This is a genomic window from Streptomyces stoeckheimensis, from assembly GCF_045822005.1.
Lineage (GTDB): Bacteria > Actinomycetota > Actinomycetes > Streptomycetales > Streptomycetaceae > Streptomyces > Streptomyces stoeckheimensis.
In genome coordinates, this window is record NZ_CP169550.1 from 1,235,987 (window position 1) to 1,253,738 (window position 17,752).

At 71.3% G+C, this 17,752-nt stretch carries 13 protein-coding genes; 5 read left to right on the plus strand and 8 right to left on the minus strand.

Going from position 1 to position 17,752, the window contains the following annotated elements; translation table 11 throughout:
• Position 1: 1 nt before the first annotated feature.
• Together ACE1OC_RS05845 and ACE1OC_RS05850 are read right to left on the minus strand one after the other, a co-directional pair.
• On the minus strand, positions 2–880 hold the full coding sequence (locus ACE1OC_RS05845) for a branched-chain amino acid ABC transporter permease (protein ID WP_351372288.1): 879 nt from the start codon (positions 878–880) through the stop codon (positions 2–4).
• Between the two features lies 1 nt (position 881).
• Positions 882–2,054 carry an ABC transporter substrate-binding protein gene (locus tag ACE1OC_RS05850; protein WP_407836050.1) on the minus strand — a complete coding sequence of 391 codons (1,173 nt, stop codon included), beginning with the start codon at positions 2,052–2,054 and terminating at the stop codon, positions 882–884.
• 296 nt (positions 2,055–2,350) lie between these two features.
• Between ACE1OC_RS05850 and ACE1OC_RS05855 the strand changes: the two genes are divergently transcribed.
• The 3 genes from ACE1OC_RS05855 (at position 2,351) to ACE1OC_RS05865 (ending at position 6,122) form a co-directional block, all read left to right on the plus strand.
• Complete coding sequence (locus tag ACE1OC_RS05855; protein ID WP_407836051.1) at positions 2,351–3,979, plus strand: carboxylesterase/lipase family protein; 1,629 nt, start codon at positions 2,351–2,353, stop codon at positions 3,977–3,979.
• 261 nt (positions 3,980–4,240) lie between these two features.
• On the plus strand, positions 4,241–4,948 hold the full coding sequence (locus ACE1OC_RS05860) for a tRNA-dependent cyclodipeptide synthase (RefSeq protein ID WP_351372283.1): 708 nt from the start codon (positions 4,241–4,243) through the stop codon (positions 4,946–4,948).
• A complete protein-coding gene (locus ACE1OC_RS05865; protein WP_407836052.1) occupies positions 4,938–6,122 on the plus strand; it encodes a cytochrome P450 in 1,185 nt (394 codons plus the stop codon). Before ACE1OC_RS05860 ends, ACE1OC_RS05865 begins: the two co-directional genes overlap by 11 nt.
• Before the next feature lie 82 nt (positions 6,123–6,204).
• Here the strand turns inward: ACE1OC_RS05865 and ACE1OC_RS05870 are convergent, their stop codons facing one another.
• The 6 genes from ACE1OC_RS05870 to ACE1OC_RS05895 all read right to left on the minus strand — a co-directional run bounded on the left by ACE1OC_RS05870 (position 6,205) and on the right by ACE1OC_RS05895 (position 14,539).
• Positions 6,205–7,968 carry a glycoside hydrolase family 35 protein gene (locus ACE1OC_RS05870; RefSeq protein WP_407836053.1) on the minus strand — a complete coding sequence of 588 codons (1,764 nt, stop codon included), beginning with the start codon at positions 7,966–7,968 and terminating at the stop codon, positions 6,205–6,207.
• Positions 7,969–8,008: 40 nt separating this feature from the next.
• Positions 8,009–9,967 (minus strand): glycoside hydrolase family 5 protein, encoded by a 1,959-nt coding sequence (locus tag ACE1OC_RS05875; RefSeq protein WP_407836054.1) that lies wholly within the window; start codon positions 9,965–9,967, stop codon positions 8,009–8,011.
• An 80-nt stretch (positions 9,968–10,047) separates the two neighbouring features.
• Positions 10,048–10,890, minus strand: a complete 843-nt coding sequence (locus ACE1OC_RS05880; RefSeq protein ID WP_407836055.1) for a carbohydrate ABC transporter permease — start codon at positions 10,888–10,890, stop codon at positions 10,048–10,050.
• Positions 10,891–10,897: 7 nt separating this feature from the next.
• Positions 10,898–11,947, minus strand: coding sequence for a carbohydrate ABC transporter permease (locus ACE1OC_RS05885; protein ID WP_407836056.1), 1,050 nt, complete (start codon positions 11,945–11,947; stop codon positions 10,898–10,900).
• Complete coding sequence (locus ACE1OC_RS05890) at positions 11,947–13,170, minus strand: ABC transporter substrate-binding protein (protein ID WP_407836057.1); 1,224 nt, start codon at positions 13,168–13,170, stop codon at positions 11,947–11,949. The genes ACE1OC_RS05885 and ACE1OC_RS05890 overlap by 1 nt, the downstream gene beginning before the upstream one ends.
• A gap of 181 nt (positions 13,171–13,351) precedes the next feature.
• Positions 13,352–14,539, minus strand: a complete 1,188-nt coding sequence (locus ACE1OC_RS05895) for an ROK family protein (RefSeq protein ID WP_407836058.1) — start codon at positions 14,537–14,539, stop codon at positions 13,352–13,354.
• Positions 14,540–14,658: 119 nt separating this feature from the next.
• Between ACE1OC_RS05895 and ACE1OC_RS05900 the strand changes: the two genes are divergently transcribed.
• Together ACE1OC_RS05900 and ACE1OC_RS05905 are read left to right on the plus strand one after the other, a co-directional pair.
• A complete protein-coding gene (locus ACE1OC_RS05900) occupies positions 14,659–16,836 on the plus strand; it encodes an alpha-galactosidase (protein WP_407836059.1) in 2,178 nt (725 codons plus the stop codon).
• A 70-nt stretch (positions 16,837–16,906) separates the two neighbouring features.
• Positions 16,907–17,749, plus strand: coding sequence for an alkaline phosphatase family protein (locus ACE1OC_RS05905; RefSeq protein ID WP_407836060.1), 843 nt, complete (start codon positions 16,907–16,909; stop codon positions 17,747–17,749).
• Positions 17,750–17,752 lie beyond the last annotated feature (3 nt).

A 17,752-nucleotide genomic window follows, 5' to 3' on the forward strand; every position in this document is an offset into this window, starting at 1 on the left:
CTCATGCGCGCACCGCCGAGGCGACGAGGCCGTGCGGGCGGACCACGAGGACGAGCAGCATGGTGCCGAAGAGGAGGAAGGGCGCGTACTCCGGGAGCAGCGCCACCCCGAGCGTCTGCACCTGGCCGATCAGGAGCGCTCCGGCGAGTGCGCCGCGCACCGATCCGAGGCCCCCCACGACCACGACGACGAGGGAGAGGACGAGCACGGTCTCGTCGACGCCCGGCCCGGGGCCGAGGATCGGCGCTCCGAGGACTCCGCCGACCGTCGCCAGGGCGGCGCCGGACGCGAAGACTCCGTAGAGCACCTTGCGGACGTCGACGCCGAGGGCGCGGACCATGTCCCGGTCGGCGACGGTGGCCCGGACGAGGGCGCCGAGCGAACTGCGCTCGAAGACGAGGTACACGAGGAGCGCGAGGCCGGCCGCGACGGCGATGAACACCAGCCGGTAGACGGGATAGGAGTGGCCGAGGAGGCCGACCGTCCCCCGCAGGGCCGTGGGCGGGTCCGTGGGCAGTACGTCTCCGCCGAAGGACGCTGCCAGGAGGTCCGCGACGATGAAGGTGATGCCGAGCGTCAGCACGGCCTGGTCCAGGTGTCCGCGGCGGGCCAGGGGCTGGGTGAGGAAGGTGAGCGCGGCACCGCCCATGGTGCCCACCAGGACGCCCGCCAGCAGCGCGAGGAGGAGCCCCGACAGGCTGCCGTCGGACAGGGCGTAGGCGACGTAGGCTCCGGCCAGGTAGAGCGTGCCGTGCGCGAGGTTGAGCACGTCCATCATGCCGAAGACCAGGGAGAGTCCGACCGCGATCGTGAAGAGCAGCAGACCGAAGGCGACCCCGTCGACGACGCTGACGAAGTTGCCGTCCAACCATCCGGACATGTCAGCCGCCCAGTCTGCCGAGCTCGGAACTGACGGTGTTGGCACCCTGCTTGACCTCGCGCAGGTACCAGGGCTGGACGGGCGTCCCGCCGCTGTTGAACCGCCAGGTGCCGCGCGGGCTGTCGATGTCGCCCACCCGGGCGATGGCCGCGTTGACCGATGCGGAGGTCACCGTGGAACCGGCCGCCTTGATCGCCTTGTCGAGCACCTGCGCCGCGTCCCATGACGCCATCGCGTACGTGGTCGGGGCCGTGCCGTGGGCGGCCGTGTACGCCGGTGCGAACTGCTTGTTGGCGGGATTGTCCAGGTCAGCGCTGTAGTTGAGCGCCGTGAGGATGCCGTTGGCCGCATCTCCCTGTCCCTTGAGCACGCCGCCTTCGGTGAGGAAGCCGGGCGCGTAGAGCGGGATCTTGCCGGCCAGTCCGAAGTCCCGGTACTGCTTGACGAAGTCCACGGCCGCGCCGCCGGCGTAGAAGCAGAAGACGGCCTTCGCGCCGGACTTCTCGATCTGTGCGAGGTACGGCTGGAAGTTCTTGGTGCCCGGGAACGGCGTGTAGACCTCCTCCCCCGCGATCGTGCCGCCCGCCGGGAGGAAGGTGGACTTGAAGCCCTCCACCTCGTCCTTGCCCGCCTGGTATCCCGCGGCGATCAGGAAGACCGGGCCGCCGGCCCGCTCGGCCACGTGCTTGCCGAGTGCCTTGCCCGGTTCGTCGTTGACGTACGAGGTGCGCCAGATGTACTCGGTTCCGGTGAGTGTCGTGGGCGAGGCGTTCGAGCCGACGAGCGGGACCTTGCCGGTCTCGAAGAGGTCCTTGACACCGTTGATGGTGGCCGAGCTGACCACCCCGCTCACCGCGAGCACCCGGTCCTGCTTGACCAGCTTCTCCGCCGCGGCCTTGCCCGAGTCGGCCGTCTCCCCCTCGTCCGCGACCACGATCTCCACCTCACGGCCGCCGAGCTTGCCGCCGTGCTGCGCGACGTAGAGCTCGAAGCCCTGCTTCATGTCGTCGCCCAGCGCCTTGTAGGTCCCCGACTGCGGGACGAGGAGCCCGATCTTCACGGGCCCGCTCTGCTGGTCCTCACCGGCCCCGAGGCTCGCGCCACCACATGCGGTGGTCAGCAAGAGCGCCGTCGATGCGGCGACCAGACCAACGGGACGAAACCGACCTGCCATGGGAACTCCGTACGTTGTCAACCGGCCCTGAAGGGCGGGATGTTGCTGATGAGATCGCCATGGGGAGTCCCAGGCGCGGAAGATCCGGCGCTCAGGTCCAGGCCTGGCCTCCGGTCGAGGTGACACGTGTCTATCGCGCTTTTGCGACGCTCGTCAAGACTACGCAAGACATACGCCCACAGCCGCCCCGGACCTCTTGACCCGCGCCCTGCGCATGGCGGAATACTGACCCTCGTCACATTGGCGCTATAGAAATTCCGGCTACGGGCCCAAGATCCGTCAGGGAGTGAAGCACCATGACCGACGATCCATCACGGCGCAAAGTCCTCAAGAACAGCGGGGTGTTGGCAGGCGCCGCACTGCTCTCCGGGGCGGGCGGGCGCGCGGCGCAGGCCTCCCCGCGCACTGCGGCCGAGCCCTCGCCCGTCGTGGAACTGCCCTCGGGCCGGCTGCGCGGGGCCACGGAGGGGGGCCTCTCCGTGTTCAAGGGCGTGCCCTACGCGGCGCCGCCGGTCGGCGCCCTGCGCTGGCGGCCGGCTCAGCCTCATCCGGGCTGGCAGGGCACGCGCGACGCGACCGCCTTCGGCCCCAGCGCCCCGCAGCCCTACCGGGAGGGAGGCGACCAGGTGCTCGGCACCCACGGCTCGCCCCCCTTCGACGAGGACTGCCTCACGCTCAACGTATGGACGCCCGGAACCGACGCCGCCAAGCGGCCGGTCATGGTGTGGATCCACGGCGGCGGCTTCATCTCCGGGTCCGGCTCGATGCCCAACTACTCCGGCGAAACCTTCGCGCGCGACGGCGACCTCGTGGTCGTGACCGTCAACTACCGCCTGGGACCGCTGGGTTACCTCTACTTTGGCGAGGACGGCGCCGGGGGCAACTTCTGGCTCACCGACCAACTCGCCGCGCTGCGCTGGGTGCGCGACAACATCGCCGCGTTCGGCGGCGACCCCGACGACATCACCGTCGCCGGCCAGTCGGGCGGCGCCCTGTCGGTCGCGGCACTGGCCGGTGCCCGCCCCAAGGGTCGCCCGCTGTTCCGGCGCGCCATCCTGCAGAGCCCGCCGCTCGGGCTGAAGATCCCCACCCGTTCCGAATCCCTTGAGCGCACCGCCGCCTTCCTGGACATCCTGGGGGCCAAGAACGTGACGGAACTGCGGGCCGTGCCCTGGCAGCGCCTGATCGCCGCCACCTTCGAGATGTTCGGGCGCACCGGACGCTGGGGCTACTGGTCGACCCCGTTCCTGCCGGTGCTCGACGGGGTCACACTGGACCGCGACCCCGCCGACCTGCTGCTCGGCGGAGCCGGGGCGGACATCGACGTCCTGCTCGGCTGGACCAGGGAGGAGGCCAACTTCGCCTTCGCGCTGAGCGATCCGTACGTCGCCGCGACCAAGGAGCAGGTGGTGGCCAGGGCGCGGGACACCTTCGGGAACCGGGCGGAGCAGGCGTACACCGCGTACGAAGAGGCCCGTCCGGGCGCCCGCCCGGTGGACGTACTGATGGACCTGATCACCGACGACCTGTTCCGCATGCCCGCCGTGGCGCTGGCCGAACGGCGCGCGGCCCGCGGACGTCCGGTCTGGGCGTACCAGTTCAACCTTCCGACGCCCGCGCACGGCGGCCGGCTCGCGGCCGCGCACTGCCTGGAACTGCCGTTCGTGTTCAACAACTTCGACAAGTGGTCGCAGGCACCCTTCCTCGCGGGGCTGAACCCGAGGGTCCGTGACGGTCTCGCCTCCACGATGCACACGGCGTGGATCTCCTTCATCCGCACCGGCGACCCGAACCACCACCCCATGCCGCAATGGGGTCGCTACGACCAGGACACCCGCACGACGATGGCCCTCGACTCGGTCACCACCTCCGTCGGCGACCTCGCGGGGTACTGGCGTCGCCTGCACCATCCGGCAGGGCGGTAACCGGTCATCCTCCGGGGGTCGCCTCGACGGGGCGGGCGACCCCCCACAGGTCTCGCGGGCTCGGCCGGCGAGCACCGCCTCCAGCCGCCAGAAGGCAAACGCCCTGCTCGTAGCCCCGGGCAACTGTGATGTCCAGCAGGTGAGTTACTGGCCGGAAGGCATGGAACGGTGCGCACCCCTCCGGTACCTTTCCGTCACGTCGCCGCCACACCCGGGGCACAGGGCCCCATGGGACTTGCGGCGCGAAGGACCCGACACCTGTTGACGACATTGACCGAAGTCTTCACAGTCCGGCCGTACACCCCGCACTGCCAGGTGATCCACACCGAAGGCGATCACGCCGTGATCGGCATCTCGCCGGGCAACAGCTACTTCTCCGCCCAGCGCGTCCTCGACCTCGCCCAGTGGGGCATGCGCAACTTCGCGCAGGTCGATCTCATCTACACCGACCTGCACGTGGCCGAGATGTACGAGGCCCTGGGCTACGACCCCGACGAAGCCCGGCGCAAGGCGGTCAAGAACCTGCGGGGCGTCCGCGCCAAGGTCAACAACGCGGCGGCCGAAGCCGATCCCACCGGCACGCGTTTACGTGCCCGGCCCATGTCCGCCCTCACCGACATTCCCGCGTACCGCGCGCTCCACGCCCACCTGTACGACCTGCTCGACACCGACCCGGAATTCCGCAGCACCTGCAATTCCCTGGTCGACTCCTTCCTCTCCTCCAAGGTGCTGGGCGGCAAGACCGCCACCACCCGGCAGCGCGAAGTCTGCCTGCAGTACGTCTGCGCCGAAGCGCCGCTCTTCCTCGACACCCCCGCGATCCTCGGGGTGCCGTCCTCCCTGAACTGCTACCACCAGCTCCTGCCGATGGCGGAACTGCTCTACTCGCGCGGCTCCGGCCTGCGCGCCTCCCGCAACCAGGGCCACGCCGTCATCACCCCCGCCGAAGGAGCCACCGATGTCCACTGAGACCCTCCTCGACTTCCCGTTCTCCGCGCGCGGCGACCAGCTTCCCCACGAGGTGGAGGAGCTGCGTGACGAGCCGGTCAAGCGGGTCCGCACGATCGCCGGGGACGAAGCCTGGCTCGTCTCCTCCTACGAGCTGTGCAAGCAGGTCCTCGAGGATCCCAGATTCAGCCTGAAGGAGACCTCCGCCCCCGGGGTGCCCCGCCAGTACGCGCTGACGATCCCGCCCGAGGTCGTCAACAACATGGGCAACATCACCGGCGCCGGGCTGCGCAAGGCCGTCCTGAAGGCGATCAACCCCAAGACCGACGGCCTCACGGACTGGATGCGCGGCCACGCCTCCACCCTCGTCGACGGTCTCCTCGCCCACGGGGCGCCGGTCGACCTGCGCGGCCAGTTCACCAACCCGTACGCCGAGAACCTGCACTGCCGCATCCTCGGCATCCCGCAGGCCGACGCCCCGCGCCTGGCGTCCAGCCTCGACATCGCGTTCATGAACTCGGCCTGCCCCGTCACCGGTGCCAAGCTCAACTGGGACCGCGACATCGCGTACATGATCGAGCGCCTCGACGACCCCACCACCACCGGGCTCGTCGCCGAGCTGGCGGCCCTGCGCCCGGACCCCGAATACGCCCATCTCACCGACGAGATGCTCGCCACGGTCGGGGTCACCCTGTTCGGCGCCGGCGTCATCTCCACCATGGGCTTCCTGACCATGGCCGTCTTCTCCCTGCTCCAGAACCCGGACGTGTGGGAGCAGTTGCGGAAGGCTCCGGAGAAGATCCCGGCCGCCGTGGACGAACTCCTGCGGGTCAACCTCTCGATCGGTGACGGCCTGCCCCGCCTCGCCCTCGAAGACCTCACCCTCGGGGACGTCGAGGTGAAGAAGGGGGAGCTCCTCCTCGTCCTGGTCGAGGCCGCCAACACGGACCCGGCCGTGTTCAGCGATCCCCACGTCGTCGACATCGACCGGCAGAACGCGGCCACCCACCTCTCCTTCGGCGGCGGCCAGCACTACTGCCCCGCCACCGCCCTCGGCAAGCGGCACACCGAGATCGCCCTCGAAGTGCTCCTGGAGAAGATGCCCCGCCTCCAGCTCGCCGTACCGGTCGACCAGCTCGTCTGGCGCACCCGGTTCATGAAGCGCCTCCCCGAGCGGCTCCCCGTCCTCTGGTAGCAGGGCGGTGGGACGAGGGGTCACGGCCGGACCTTCCGGCCGGGGCCCCTCGCCCCGGCACACCGGTGGGCCGGACGGCGGGTCAGTCCTCGGTGCGGCCCAGGTCGGGGCGGTCGCGCAGCTCCACCGTGCGGGTGGCCGAGGCGTGCAGTTCGAGGACGGTGATCTCGTTGCGGCCCGCCCGGAGCACCGGGGCGGGGACGTACAGGGTGGCCTGCGCGCCGCGGGACCAGTACCGGCCCAGGGCGAAGCCGTTGATCCAGACGTTGCCCTTGGTCCAGCCGGGCAGGGCGAGGAAGCCGTCGGCCGGCTCGTCGATGTCGGCGTACCCGCGGTGGAAGGCGGGGCCCACCGGCGGCGCCATCGGATCGAAGGCGCCGAAGGGCAGACCCGCGAGGTCGGCGGGATCGTCCAGGGGCAGGGCCCGGCTGGTCCACCGTTCCGGGGCCAGGCCGTTGACGAGGACGCGGCCGAGCAGTCCCTTCCGGTCGTGGATGCCCGGCCCGTAATTGACCCGCCCCTGGTTCTCGACGAGTACGGACAGCCGGGCTCCGGGGCGGGGCACGGTGAAGGAGAGGGCGTGTTCGTGGCTCTCGCGCTCGAGTACGCCGACGGGCTGTCCGTCCACGAAGACCTGCGCGCGGTCGCGCACGTGCTCGACGGACAGCACGGCCGGGCCGCGGGCCGCCAGCCGGGTCTCGTACAGGACGAAGCCGAAGTCCTGGCCGAGTTGCTCCATCGTGAGCGGCCGATCACCCTCCACCGGCCCGCCGAGGAAGTCTGTGTACTCGAACAAAGGCGCCGAGTCGGTGAGTTCGACCGGTCCGTGGTCGAGCTTCGCGCCGGGTGCGGGCACCGGCCCGTCGGGGACGGGGCCGTACTTCGCGAGGACCTCCCGGAAGGCCGCGTACTTGGCCGTGGGGTCGCCGGCCTCGTCCAGGAGCGCGTCGTAGTCGTACGAGGTGACCGTGGGCCGGTACGTTCCCTTGTCGTTCGCGCCGTTGGTGAAGCCGAAGTTCGTTCCGCCGTGGAACATGTAGATGTTCACGGAGGCGCCGGCGGCGAGCAGCCGGTCGAGGTCGGCCGCGGCGTCCTCGGGGCCGCGCACGGTATGGGGTCCGCCCCAGCGGTCGAACCAGCCGATCCAGAACTCCGAGCACATCAGGGGCCCTTCGGGGAGGTGCGCACGCAGCTCCGTGAGCCCGGCCTCGACCTTGCTGCCGAGGTTGACGGTGCTCAGTACTCCTTCGAGGCTGCCGCGCGCCAGGTCCGCGGGCTGGTCGCAGGTGAACAGGGGAACGTCCACGCCGTGCCGGCGCAGCAGTCCGGCCAATTCGGCGAGGTAGCCGGGGTCCTGGCCGTAGGCCCCGTACTCGTTCTCGAGCTGGACGGCGAGCACCGGGCCGCCCCGGCTGCCCAGCCGGGACAGCAGGGGCGGCAGGAGCACGCCGAGGTACTCGTCCACGGCCCGCAGGAAGCGCGGATCGCGGCTGCGCAGTGCGATGCCCTCCTCGGCGAGGAGCCACGGGGGCAGGCCGCCCCCCTCCCATTCCGCGCAGATGTACGGGCCCGGGCGCAGCAGGACGTACAGGCCTTCGGCGGCGGCGAGGTCGAGGAACCGGGGCAGGTCGAGACCCCCGTCGAGCCGGAACTCCCCGCGCCGCGGGGCGTGGAGGTTCCACGGGACGTAGGTCTCGACCGTGTTGAGGCCCAGCAGGCGTGCCTTGTGGAGCCGGTCGGCCCATTGCTCCGGATGGACGCGGAAGTAGTGCAGTGCACCGGAGACGATGCGGAACGGCCGGTCGTCGAGACGGAAGCCGTCTGCGGCGATCTCCAGTCGGGGCATGCCGTGCGCTCCTAGGGGAGGAGGGGAGGGGTGAGGGGGGTCAGCTCAGGGGGCGGCACAGCAGGGCGTCGGGAACCCCGCCGTGGTTCCACTTCCAGGTGTAGGCGACACCGGCGATGTACTCGGTGTCGTTGCACTGGCCCTTGTAGCGGCCCGGCGCCCAGTCGCTGGCGTTCGAACCGCCGGTGGCGGGGCGGTTGTCACCCTTGTCGAACCAGAGCAGGCGGTTCGTGACGGGCAGGGTGGTGGCGGCCGGTGCGCAGAGCAGGGCCGACATGGCGTTGTTGCGGATGCTGTAGCCGACCGCGAAGGAGTTCGCGGGGCATTGCAGCTTGTTGTAGCCGCTCGCCCAGTCACCCCCGGTGACGAATCGCTCGTCCGTGACCGTGGTCCAGGCGCCGCCCGCCTTGGCGGGTTCGGCCGCGTCGGTGCACAGGCTCCTGCCGGAGCTGCGGGCCAGGCCCGTCAGCCGCTCGGTGTCCGGGCAGTTACCCTTCCGGTTGCCCGGGGACCAGTCCGCCTTGGCGGACATGACGGCGGAGACGTTGTAGTCGGCGTGGTCGAGGTCGAGCATGTTCCAGTGGTTGACCTGCGGTACCTGGCCGGTCCGTCCGGCCGTCCCGACCAGCCTGTGCCAGTCGTCGGCCCGCCAGTCGCCACCGTCCTCGATGCCCCGGCGGGCACCGGTCGCCCCGTAGGACAGCAGGGCCCAGTTGTCCATCGGGACTCCGGCCGCGTCGGTCCAGCCGACGAGGGGCCAGATCGCGAAGTCCGTGTCGTTGGCCACGAGGATGTCGGTGAAGTTGTGCAGCCAGGCCTTTTCCTTGGCGTTGTCGGAGCCGAGGCCGCCGGCCCCGAACTCGCTGATCCACACCGGAGCGGTGAAGTGCTGGCCGGCCCGGGTGACGAACAGGGCTTCGGAGTCGACCACTTGGGCGAGCTGCTGGGGGGTGAAGTCCTGGTAGCGGGGGTCGTTGGTGGAGCCGGGTCCGCTGCCGGCGCCGGTGTTGGCCGGGCCGGTGTAGGCGTAGAAGTGCGCGGAGTAGACGAGCTTGCCCGATTCGATCAGCGTGTGGGAGAGGTTGGCCACCGGTGTCAGCTGCGGCCGCCCGTGCGGGAGTCCGGCGAGCGGGATGCCGTACCAGTTGATGCCCTCCATGACGATCAGCAGGTCGGGGGCGGCCTTCAGGATCCGGTTCCCGGCCTCCTCGAAGGCCGCGTAGGCGTCGTGGTCGTCGTACCAGCCCCAGTTGGGGTCGTCCCAGGTGTCACGGCGCACCTCGTTGCGCAGGTCGGCGCCCACCACCCGCTTGTCCGCCTTGTAGCGGTTCGCCATGAACACCCAGTCGTCCAGCCACTGCTGGGTGCTCTGGCTGCTGTTCCAGCGTTCGTTGCCGTCCAGGCCGCAGCAGAACCGGGCGGTGGTGGTGTGGTTGTTGAGGATGACCGCGAACCCGTCGGCGGTGAGCGCCGCGATGACCGCGTCGAGCACCTGCAGCGGGGTCTTGCCCTTCAGCTGCGGGTTCGCGGCGACCGCTGTGTCCGGGACGGGAGCGGTGTCGTGGACGAGGGCGTTGGAGAAGGGCAGCCGGATGCTGTTGAGGCCCAGGTGGTGGAAGTCGGCCAGGATGGCGGCCATGGGGGCGCGGTCCAGGCCGAGGGGCATGTTGTGGGCGGATATGCCCTGGTGGTGGCTGGCGGGATCGTTGATGTCCCCGCTGCCGGTCCATGTCCCCTGGGCGCCGGCCCAGTTGCCGGCCTTGAGCTTGAAGCGGTTCCCCGCGGCGTCGACGATCCAGCGGCCCCGGGTGCTGAGCGGTGCGGTCCAGGAGGCGGCCAGTTCGGGGCCGGTGAGGACGGTGGGCGCCGCCGGGGCGCCGACCGCGGCGGGGGCGGGGGCGGGGGCCGTCGCGCCGGCCGCGGTCGTGGTGCCGAGGAGCAGCGCGGACAGCACGGCGAGTGCCGATGCCGCGCGTCGGAGCAGTGGTGTGCCTGTCACGTTGGATCCTTCGGAGAGGGAGGATGTGCCGTGCCGTGCCGTGCATGTGCGGTTGCGGTTCCGTGTCGTGCTCTTGGCGCTCAGCCCTTGAGGCCGCTGGTGGCGATGCCCGCGACGATGTAGCGCTGGGCGACCAGGAACATGACGACCAGGGGGACGATCGTCACGACGGCCCCGGCGAACAGGCCGGGCAGGTTGATGGTCTGCGAGGTGAGGAACGTCGACAGGGCGATCTGGGCCGTCCAGGCCGACGGGTCCTGCCCGATGACCAGGGGCCACAGGAAGGAGTTCCAGCTGTCGATGAACGAGAGCGCACCGAGCGAGGCGAGCATCGCGCCCGAGTTGGGCAGGGCGATCCGGCGGTAGAGGCCGAACCAGCCGAGCCCGTCCAGTCGTCCGGCTTCCTCGATCTCGGCCGGGAACTGGAGGTAGAAGTTGCGGAACAGCAGGACGGCGAAGGGGTTGAACAGGCCGGGCACGATGATGCCCCACAGCGTGTTCACGCCGCCCAGGGAGCCGACCACGACGAAGGTCGGGACGAAGGTCACCGATCCGGGGATCATCAGGGTGGCGACCACCAGGCCGAGCAGGACGCCGCGTCCCCGTACGGGGATCCTGGCGAAGGCGTAGCCGGCCGCGGAGGCCAGGAGCGTGGAGACGGGGGCCGTGATGAGGGCGATCACGGTGGAGTTCGCCAGCGCCCGGCCCATGGACAGGGTCGGGTCGTCGAAGAGTGCGGAGAAGTTCTCGAAGTGCATCGTCGACGGCCACCAGGTCCAGTGCGGCGACGTGATGCCCCGGGCGTCCATCAGGGAGCCCCGCAGCATCAGGTAGAAGGGCGTCAGGAACGCCGTCGTCAGCAGGCCCACCAGCAGTCCGCGCGCGCAGAGGCACAGCGCTCCGGACAGTCTCGATGCCGTCATGGGCGGTTCATCCCTCGCTCCTGCCGAATCCGGTGAAGCGCCCCTGGATCAGGGTCACCCCGACGATGAGCGCGGTGAGCACGAAGGCTCCGGCCGATCCGAGTCCGTAGTCCTGGCTGCCCATCGCGGTGTTGTACAGGTAGCCCAGCGGGGTCTGGACGGGGGCCGAACCGGTCCCGGAGAGACCGCTGTTGAAGAGGTTGTAGAACTCGTCGAAGGCCTGGAAGGCGGCGATGAAGAGCAGCATGAGCACGGCGACGGAGGTGTTGCGCAGCATCGGCAGGGTGATGCTGCGCAGCAGCCGCAGGCCGGTCGCGCCGTCGAGGGCGGCGGCCTCGTAGAGATCTTTGGGGATGCCCTGGAGTCCGGCCAGGAAGAGCACCATGTAGAAGCCGACCTGGAGCCAGAGCCGGAGGGTGACCAGCACGATCCAGTACAGCGGTGGCGAGGTGGTCTGCAGCCAGGGGACCGGGTCCATGCCGAACCAGCCGCCGAGGGTGTTGGCGATGCCGGACGGGAGCCCGTTGAACAGGCACATCTTCCACAGGAGCGAGGCGGCGACGTAGGAGACGGCCGCCGGGATGAGGAAGACGGTGCGCAGCACCGCCCGCCCCCGCCGGATCCGGTGGACCAGCAGGGCGAGCCCGAGGGAGGCGGCGAAGGTGACCGGGACGATGAAAGCGGTGAACAGCAGGATCTGTGTCAGGGAGTCGCGGAACGCCCCGTCGGAGAGCAGGGCCCGGTAGTTGTCCAGCCCCACCCACCGGCTGGGAGCGATGGTGCCGCGCGCGTCGCTCAGGCTGAGCAGGAAGCTCCAGCCGATGGCGACGTACTTGAAGACGCCGAGCCCGATCAGCATCGGAGCGGTGAGCAGCGCGAAGGCGATCCAGGCGGAGCGGCCGGCGCGGGGGCGGCCCGCGCCGGGGCGGCCCGCGCGGAGGCGACCGCCGCCGGGGCGGCCCGCGCGGGGGCCGTCGGCGCGGGCCGCCCCGGCCACGGACCGCCGGGACGGTCCCGGCCGCCCGGACGGCCCTGTGGTTTCCGGTGCGGGGAGCATCAGCCGCGCTGCTTGTCGATGGCGCCCTGGGCCTGCTTCACCGCGTCCGCCAGGACCTCCGCGGGGACCCCCTGCCCGCCGGTGATCTTCGCGGCGGCCGCCGAGAAGGCGGAGCTGACCGCGGTGTCCCAGGTGCCCGGGTTGGACTTGCCGTACTTGGCGGCCAGTTCCACGGCCTCCTTGGCGGCTCCGTCGGTGAGCTTCGCGGCCCCCGCCGCCACGGACTTGCGGGGCGGGACGTGGAACCCGTAGCTCTCGGCCCAGTCCTTCTGCAGGTCCGCCTGCTGGATCCACAGCCACTGGACGAACTTCTTCGCGGCGTCCACGTTCTTGCTCTTGGCGTTGACGCAGCTGGTCCAGCCTCCGACGCGCACGACGGGGGTGCCCCCGGCCTTGTAGGCGGGCCACGGCAGGACGCCGAAGTCCTCGCCCAGCGCGGTCTTGACGGCGGGCATGGCCCACAGGCCGCACCACTGCATCGGAACGACGCCCTGGACGAGGGCGGACGGGTCCCACCAGTCGGTGGTGAAGCCGAGGAGCAGGGACTTGTCCTCGTGCAGGCGCCGCAGGCCGTTCAGTGCCTCCAGTGCTTGCGGGGAGCCGAAGGCCACCGTGCCGTCGGTGACCAGGTCGCCGCCGTTCGAGCGGACGGCGAGGATCGGGCTGTCGCCGAGGCCGTCGTTGCCGAGGAAGAGGCCCTTGCCTGACTTGGTGGTGAGGGCCTTGGCCGCCGCGACCAGCTCGTCGAAGGTGGTGGGCGGGGTGATGCCGGCCTGGGACAGCACGCTCTTGCGGAAGTACAGCATCATGACGTCGTCGATCATCTTGACGCCGTAGAGCTTGCCGTCGACGCCCACACCGGCGATGGCGTTGTCGTTGAAGTCCGACCTGTCGCTGCCGTAGAGCTCGTCGAGGGCGGCGATCTGACCCCGGCGGGCCAGGCTCTCGCTGAAGTCGCCGATCTCGAAGACGTCCGGGGCCGCGTCGGTGAGCAGGGTCGCGTTGAGCTTGCCGGAGTAGTCGCCCGGAACCCAGGTGACCTTGACGGCGATGTCCGGGTGGGCCTTGGTGAAGGCGGTCGCGTAGCGCAGTGCGGCCTGCTGCGTGCCGGCCTCGCCGTACGCGTGGAACCAGACGTTCAGGGTGGTCTTCGCCTGGCCGGAGGCGCCGGCGTTCGGGTCGGTGGAGCAGGCGGTGGTCACCACCGCTCCGGCGACGATCATCAGTGATCCGCCGAGAAAACGCCGTCGGCTAAGCTCGGTTCTGTGCGCGCTCATGTCGCATCCTTCCGTGAGGGTAGGCGGGATGTGGGTGTGTCCGGCCCGTTCGGTGCCCTCCATCAGTGCTTGCCGGCAGTGAGGGGCACCGGCCGGGTGGGCCGGGTGCGGTACGCGTGGTGCGCCGCTACGGAAGTGCCGCGGCGGCCGTGCTCGGTGGGAACAGCGCCTGGACCGCCACCGCGGCGGCTCCGCGGGCCCACTCCTCCCAGGGGAGCGGGCGCAGGGACAGGGGGCACTTGACCGCGGCCCCGAAGGCGTGTGCCGCGTAGGCGTCCTTGATGTGCTGTCCGAACAGGTCGTAGGTACCGGCGCCCTCGCCGCTGACCACGACGCGTTCCGGGCCCACGAGGTTGACCAGGGTGGCGATGCCGACGCCGATCGCGCGGCCCGCCCGGGCGAAGGCCTCGCGGGCCACGGGGTCCCCGTCGCGGGCCATCTCCACGGCCCGGTCGAAGCCGAGGTCGGCTGCTCCGGTCCCGCGGCGGACCGCTTCGAGGATCGCGCCGGTCGAGGCGATGGCCTCGACGCAGCCGACCGCGCCGCAGCGGCAGCGCGGACCGGCCGGGTCGACGGGGATGTGCCCCATCTCCCCGGCCACTCCGTAGGCGCCGGTCACCAGCTCTCCGTTGACGACGAGCGCGGAGCCGACCCCCGCGCCGATCGTGACCAGCGCGAAGTAGCCGGTGCCGACCCCCTCACCGAACCAGTGCTCGGCGATGGTGAGTGCTTTGACGTCGTTCTCGACGGTGACCGTCAGACCGGTGGTGCCGGCCAGCGTCTCGGCGAGCGGTACGTCGCGCCAGCCGAGGCGGCCGGAGAAACGGACCCGGCCGCCGCCGCGGTCCACGTCGCCCGAGACCGCGATGCCGAGGTGCCGGGTGCGGTCCCGGAACGCGGTGTCGGTGTCGAGCAGTTCGTCGACCAAATCGGTCAACAGCGCTGCAACGGAGCTCGGTTCATGGCTGTCGAGGGTCCGCTCGGCCGTGGCCCGGACCCGGGCCCGCAGGTCGCACACCACGCCGAACAGCCGGTCGTCGCTGATCTTCACTCCGACGAAGAACTCCCGGTCCGGGGTGACGGCCAGCGGGTTGACCGGACGGCCGGCCCCGGGGGCGGTGCGCTCGGGCGGGAGTTCGTACAGGTACCCGTCGTCGATGAGCGGCCGCGCGGCCTTGGTGATGGCCGTCGAGGAGAGCCCGGTCCGGCGCGCGAGCTCCACCCGGCTGAGGGGGCCCTCGGCCAAGAGCAGGGCGAGGACCGCCGTTTCGGCCGGTGCGGTGACCAGGGGTGACTGGGAGTGGTTTCGAAACACGGGTGCAACGTAGAGCAAATAAATAACTTCGTCCAGTATTGATTTCGCCCCGGTGTCAGCCCTAGCCTCTGGCCAACTCCTTGCCCGCATACGGGCCTTCGACCTCAGGGGACCTCTTCGTGCCTGCCGCGCTCCCGCTCGTCGCCTTCGACCCCGCTTCCGGCATCGCCGTGCTCCGCACCCCGAACAGCGCGTACGCCCTGCGCATCGGCCCCGACGGCAGCCCGCGGCACCTGCATTGGGGCGCACCGCTCGGCACCGCCGCCCTGGCCCTGCTGCCGGAGAGCGCCTCCCCCGCCGCGAGCAGCTTCGAGGCCGGGGCCGCGGCGGACGAGCTGGCCCCGCAGACCGGGGCGCGGTTCGGTCCGGCGGGCCTCCAGGTCCGCTTCGCCGACGGAACCGTCGGCGCCCAGTGGGAGTTCGCCGGGCACCGCATCGACGGCGGCGAACTGCGGCTGTTCCTCGCGGACCGCCACTATCCCCTGCGCACGGAGCTCTGCTACCGCGTCCGGCCGGGCAGTGACGTCGTCGAACGCTGGGTGGAGCTCACGCACACCGGGGCCGAGGCCGGGGCCGGGACCGGGGCCGGGACCGGGGCCGGGACCGGGGCCGGGGCCGAGGTCAAAGCCGGTCCGATCACCGTCGACCGGCTGGACTCCGCTTCCTGGACGGCCCCGACGCTCGCCGACTACCGGCTCAGCCACCTCACGGGCGGCTGGAACAGCGAGTTCCAGCTGCGCCGCGACCGGCTTCCCGTCGCCGAGACCGTCCTGACCAGCCGCCGCGGGCTCACCGGCCACCACGCCAGCCCCTGGCTCGCCCTCGACGACGGCGCCGCGACCGAGGAGCGGGGCGAGGTGTGGAGCACAGCCCTCGCCTGGAGCGGTAGTTGGCGCATCACGCTGCACCGCGACGCGGTCGGCCGCACCACCTGGACGGGAGGGTTCGGCCACGAGGGGCTGCGCTGGACGCTGGAACCGGGCGGGAGCCTGCGCACCCCCGTGTTCGCCGGGCTCTACACCCCGCACGGCTTCGGAGCGGCCAGCCGGGCCTGGCACGGCTACGTCGCGGACCACGTCCTGCCGGAGCCCGAACGGGAGCGGCCCGTCCTCTACAACTCCTGGGAGGCCACCGGCTTCGACGTCGACCAGGCCGGCCAGATCAAGCTGGCCCACCTGGCCGCCGGACTCGGCGCCGAACTGTTCGTCCTGGACGACGGCTGGTTCGGCGCACGGCGCGACGACCGGGCCGGGCTGGGCGACTGGACCCCGCGCCCCGAGGCCTTTCCCGAGGGGCTGCGCCCCCTCGCCGACGAGGTCCACCGCCTCGGCATGACCTTCGGTCTGTGGGTGGAGCCCGAAATGGTCAACCGCGACAGCGAGTTGTACCGCGCGCATCCGGACTGGGTCCTCCACTCCCCCACCCGGGAGGCGACCGAACTACGTCATCAGCTCGTACTGAACTTCGCCCGGCCCGAGGTCGAGGCCTGGGCCCACCGCACCCTGGACGGCCTCGTACGCGACCACGGGGTGGGCTGGCTCAAATGGGACGCCAACCGCGCCTTCACCGAGGCCGGCTGGGAGGGGAACCCCGATCCCGACCGGCTGTGGATCGACCACACCCGGGCCGTCTACCGCGTCATGGACCGGCTGCGCGCGGACCACCCGGGCCTGCGCATCGAGGCGTGCGCGGGCGGTGGCGGGCGCTCCGACCTCGGCATCCTGGCCCGCACCGACCAGGCGTGGACCTCCGACAACACCGACCCCGTCGACCGGATCGGGATCCAGGACGGCTTCAGCCAGCTCTTCCCGGCCCGGACCATGGCCGCGTGGGTCACCGACAGCCCCAACACGGCCACCGGCCGGAGCACCCCGCTGCGCTTCCGCTTCCACGTCGCCATGTCCGGTGCCCTCGGCCTCGGCGGGGACCTGACGGGCTGGTCCGCCGAGGAACTCGACGAAGCCGCCGCGCTCGTGGCCCAGTACAAGCAGATCCGCCCGCTGGTCCAGTACGGGATCCAGCACCGCCTCGAGGGCGCGGGCGGGGTGACGGCCGTCCACTACGCCGCCGGGGACGGTGGCGAGCACGCCGTGCTCGCCTGGCGGCCCGCGACCCGGTTCGGCCACCGGCCCGCCCCCCTCAAGCTGCCCTCACTGGACACCGGCGCCCACTACCTGGACCCGGACCGGGACCAGGTGCACAGCGGCGCCGTCCTGGTCCACCGCGGCATCGAGCTCGCGCTGCCCGCCGGGGACTACGCGAGCCGGCTGATCCGGCTGCGCCGCATCACCCCCTGACCCTGCGGACCGGCCACCGCGGCCCCCACGCAGAGATCCGCACCCACCCACGGACACCCTGGACCGGACCATGCACACTCACCACGTTCTGGTCGTCGGCATCGACGGCGTACGGCTCGACCTGCTGCCGCAGCTCGACACCCCCCACCTCGACGGGATAGCCGACGCGGGGTTCCTCGCCCCCGTCGAGATCGACGAGGCCACACCGACCATGTCCGGGCCCTGCTGGGCCACCATCGCCACCGGGGTCACCGTCGCCAAGCACGGGGTGTGGGGCAACCGGCTCGACGGCAACCGGCTCGACGTCTTCCCCGACTTCACCACGCGGCTGGCACTCGAATGCGGGCGGCGCACCTTCGCGGCCGGCGGCTGGGCCCCCTTGTTCCTCGCCCAGCAGGGCGGCCCGCTCTTCACCGCCCCCAGCCGGCTGAGCTTCATCGCCCCCCGCGCGGACACGCCGGAGGGCTGGGAGGAGGCGGACGAGGCCGTGACCGCCGAAGCGGCGCACGTGCTGGGCTCCGGGGAGGAACTCCACGCCTCCTTCGTCTACCTCGGCGCCGTCGACGAGACCGCCCACTTCCTCGGCTGCGGCGAGGAGTACCGCCGGTCGATCGAGACGGCGGACCAGCGCCTGGGCCGGCTCCTCAAGGCGGTGCGCGAGCGCCCGGGCCAGCCCGGGGAACAGTGGACGGTCATCGTGGTGACCGACCACGGACACCGTGACGAGGGGGGCCACGGAGGACGCAGCGAGCTGGAGCGGACCGCCTGGGTGGCGGCCTGCGGGCCGGGCCTGGCCGCCGGCGTGACGCCGCCGGCGGTCCGGCACACCGATGTCGCCGCCCACGTCTACGCCGCGCTGGGCATCGGCCTGGACGCCCACTGGACGCTGGACGGCACGCCCTTCACGGCCTGAACG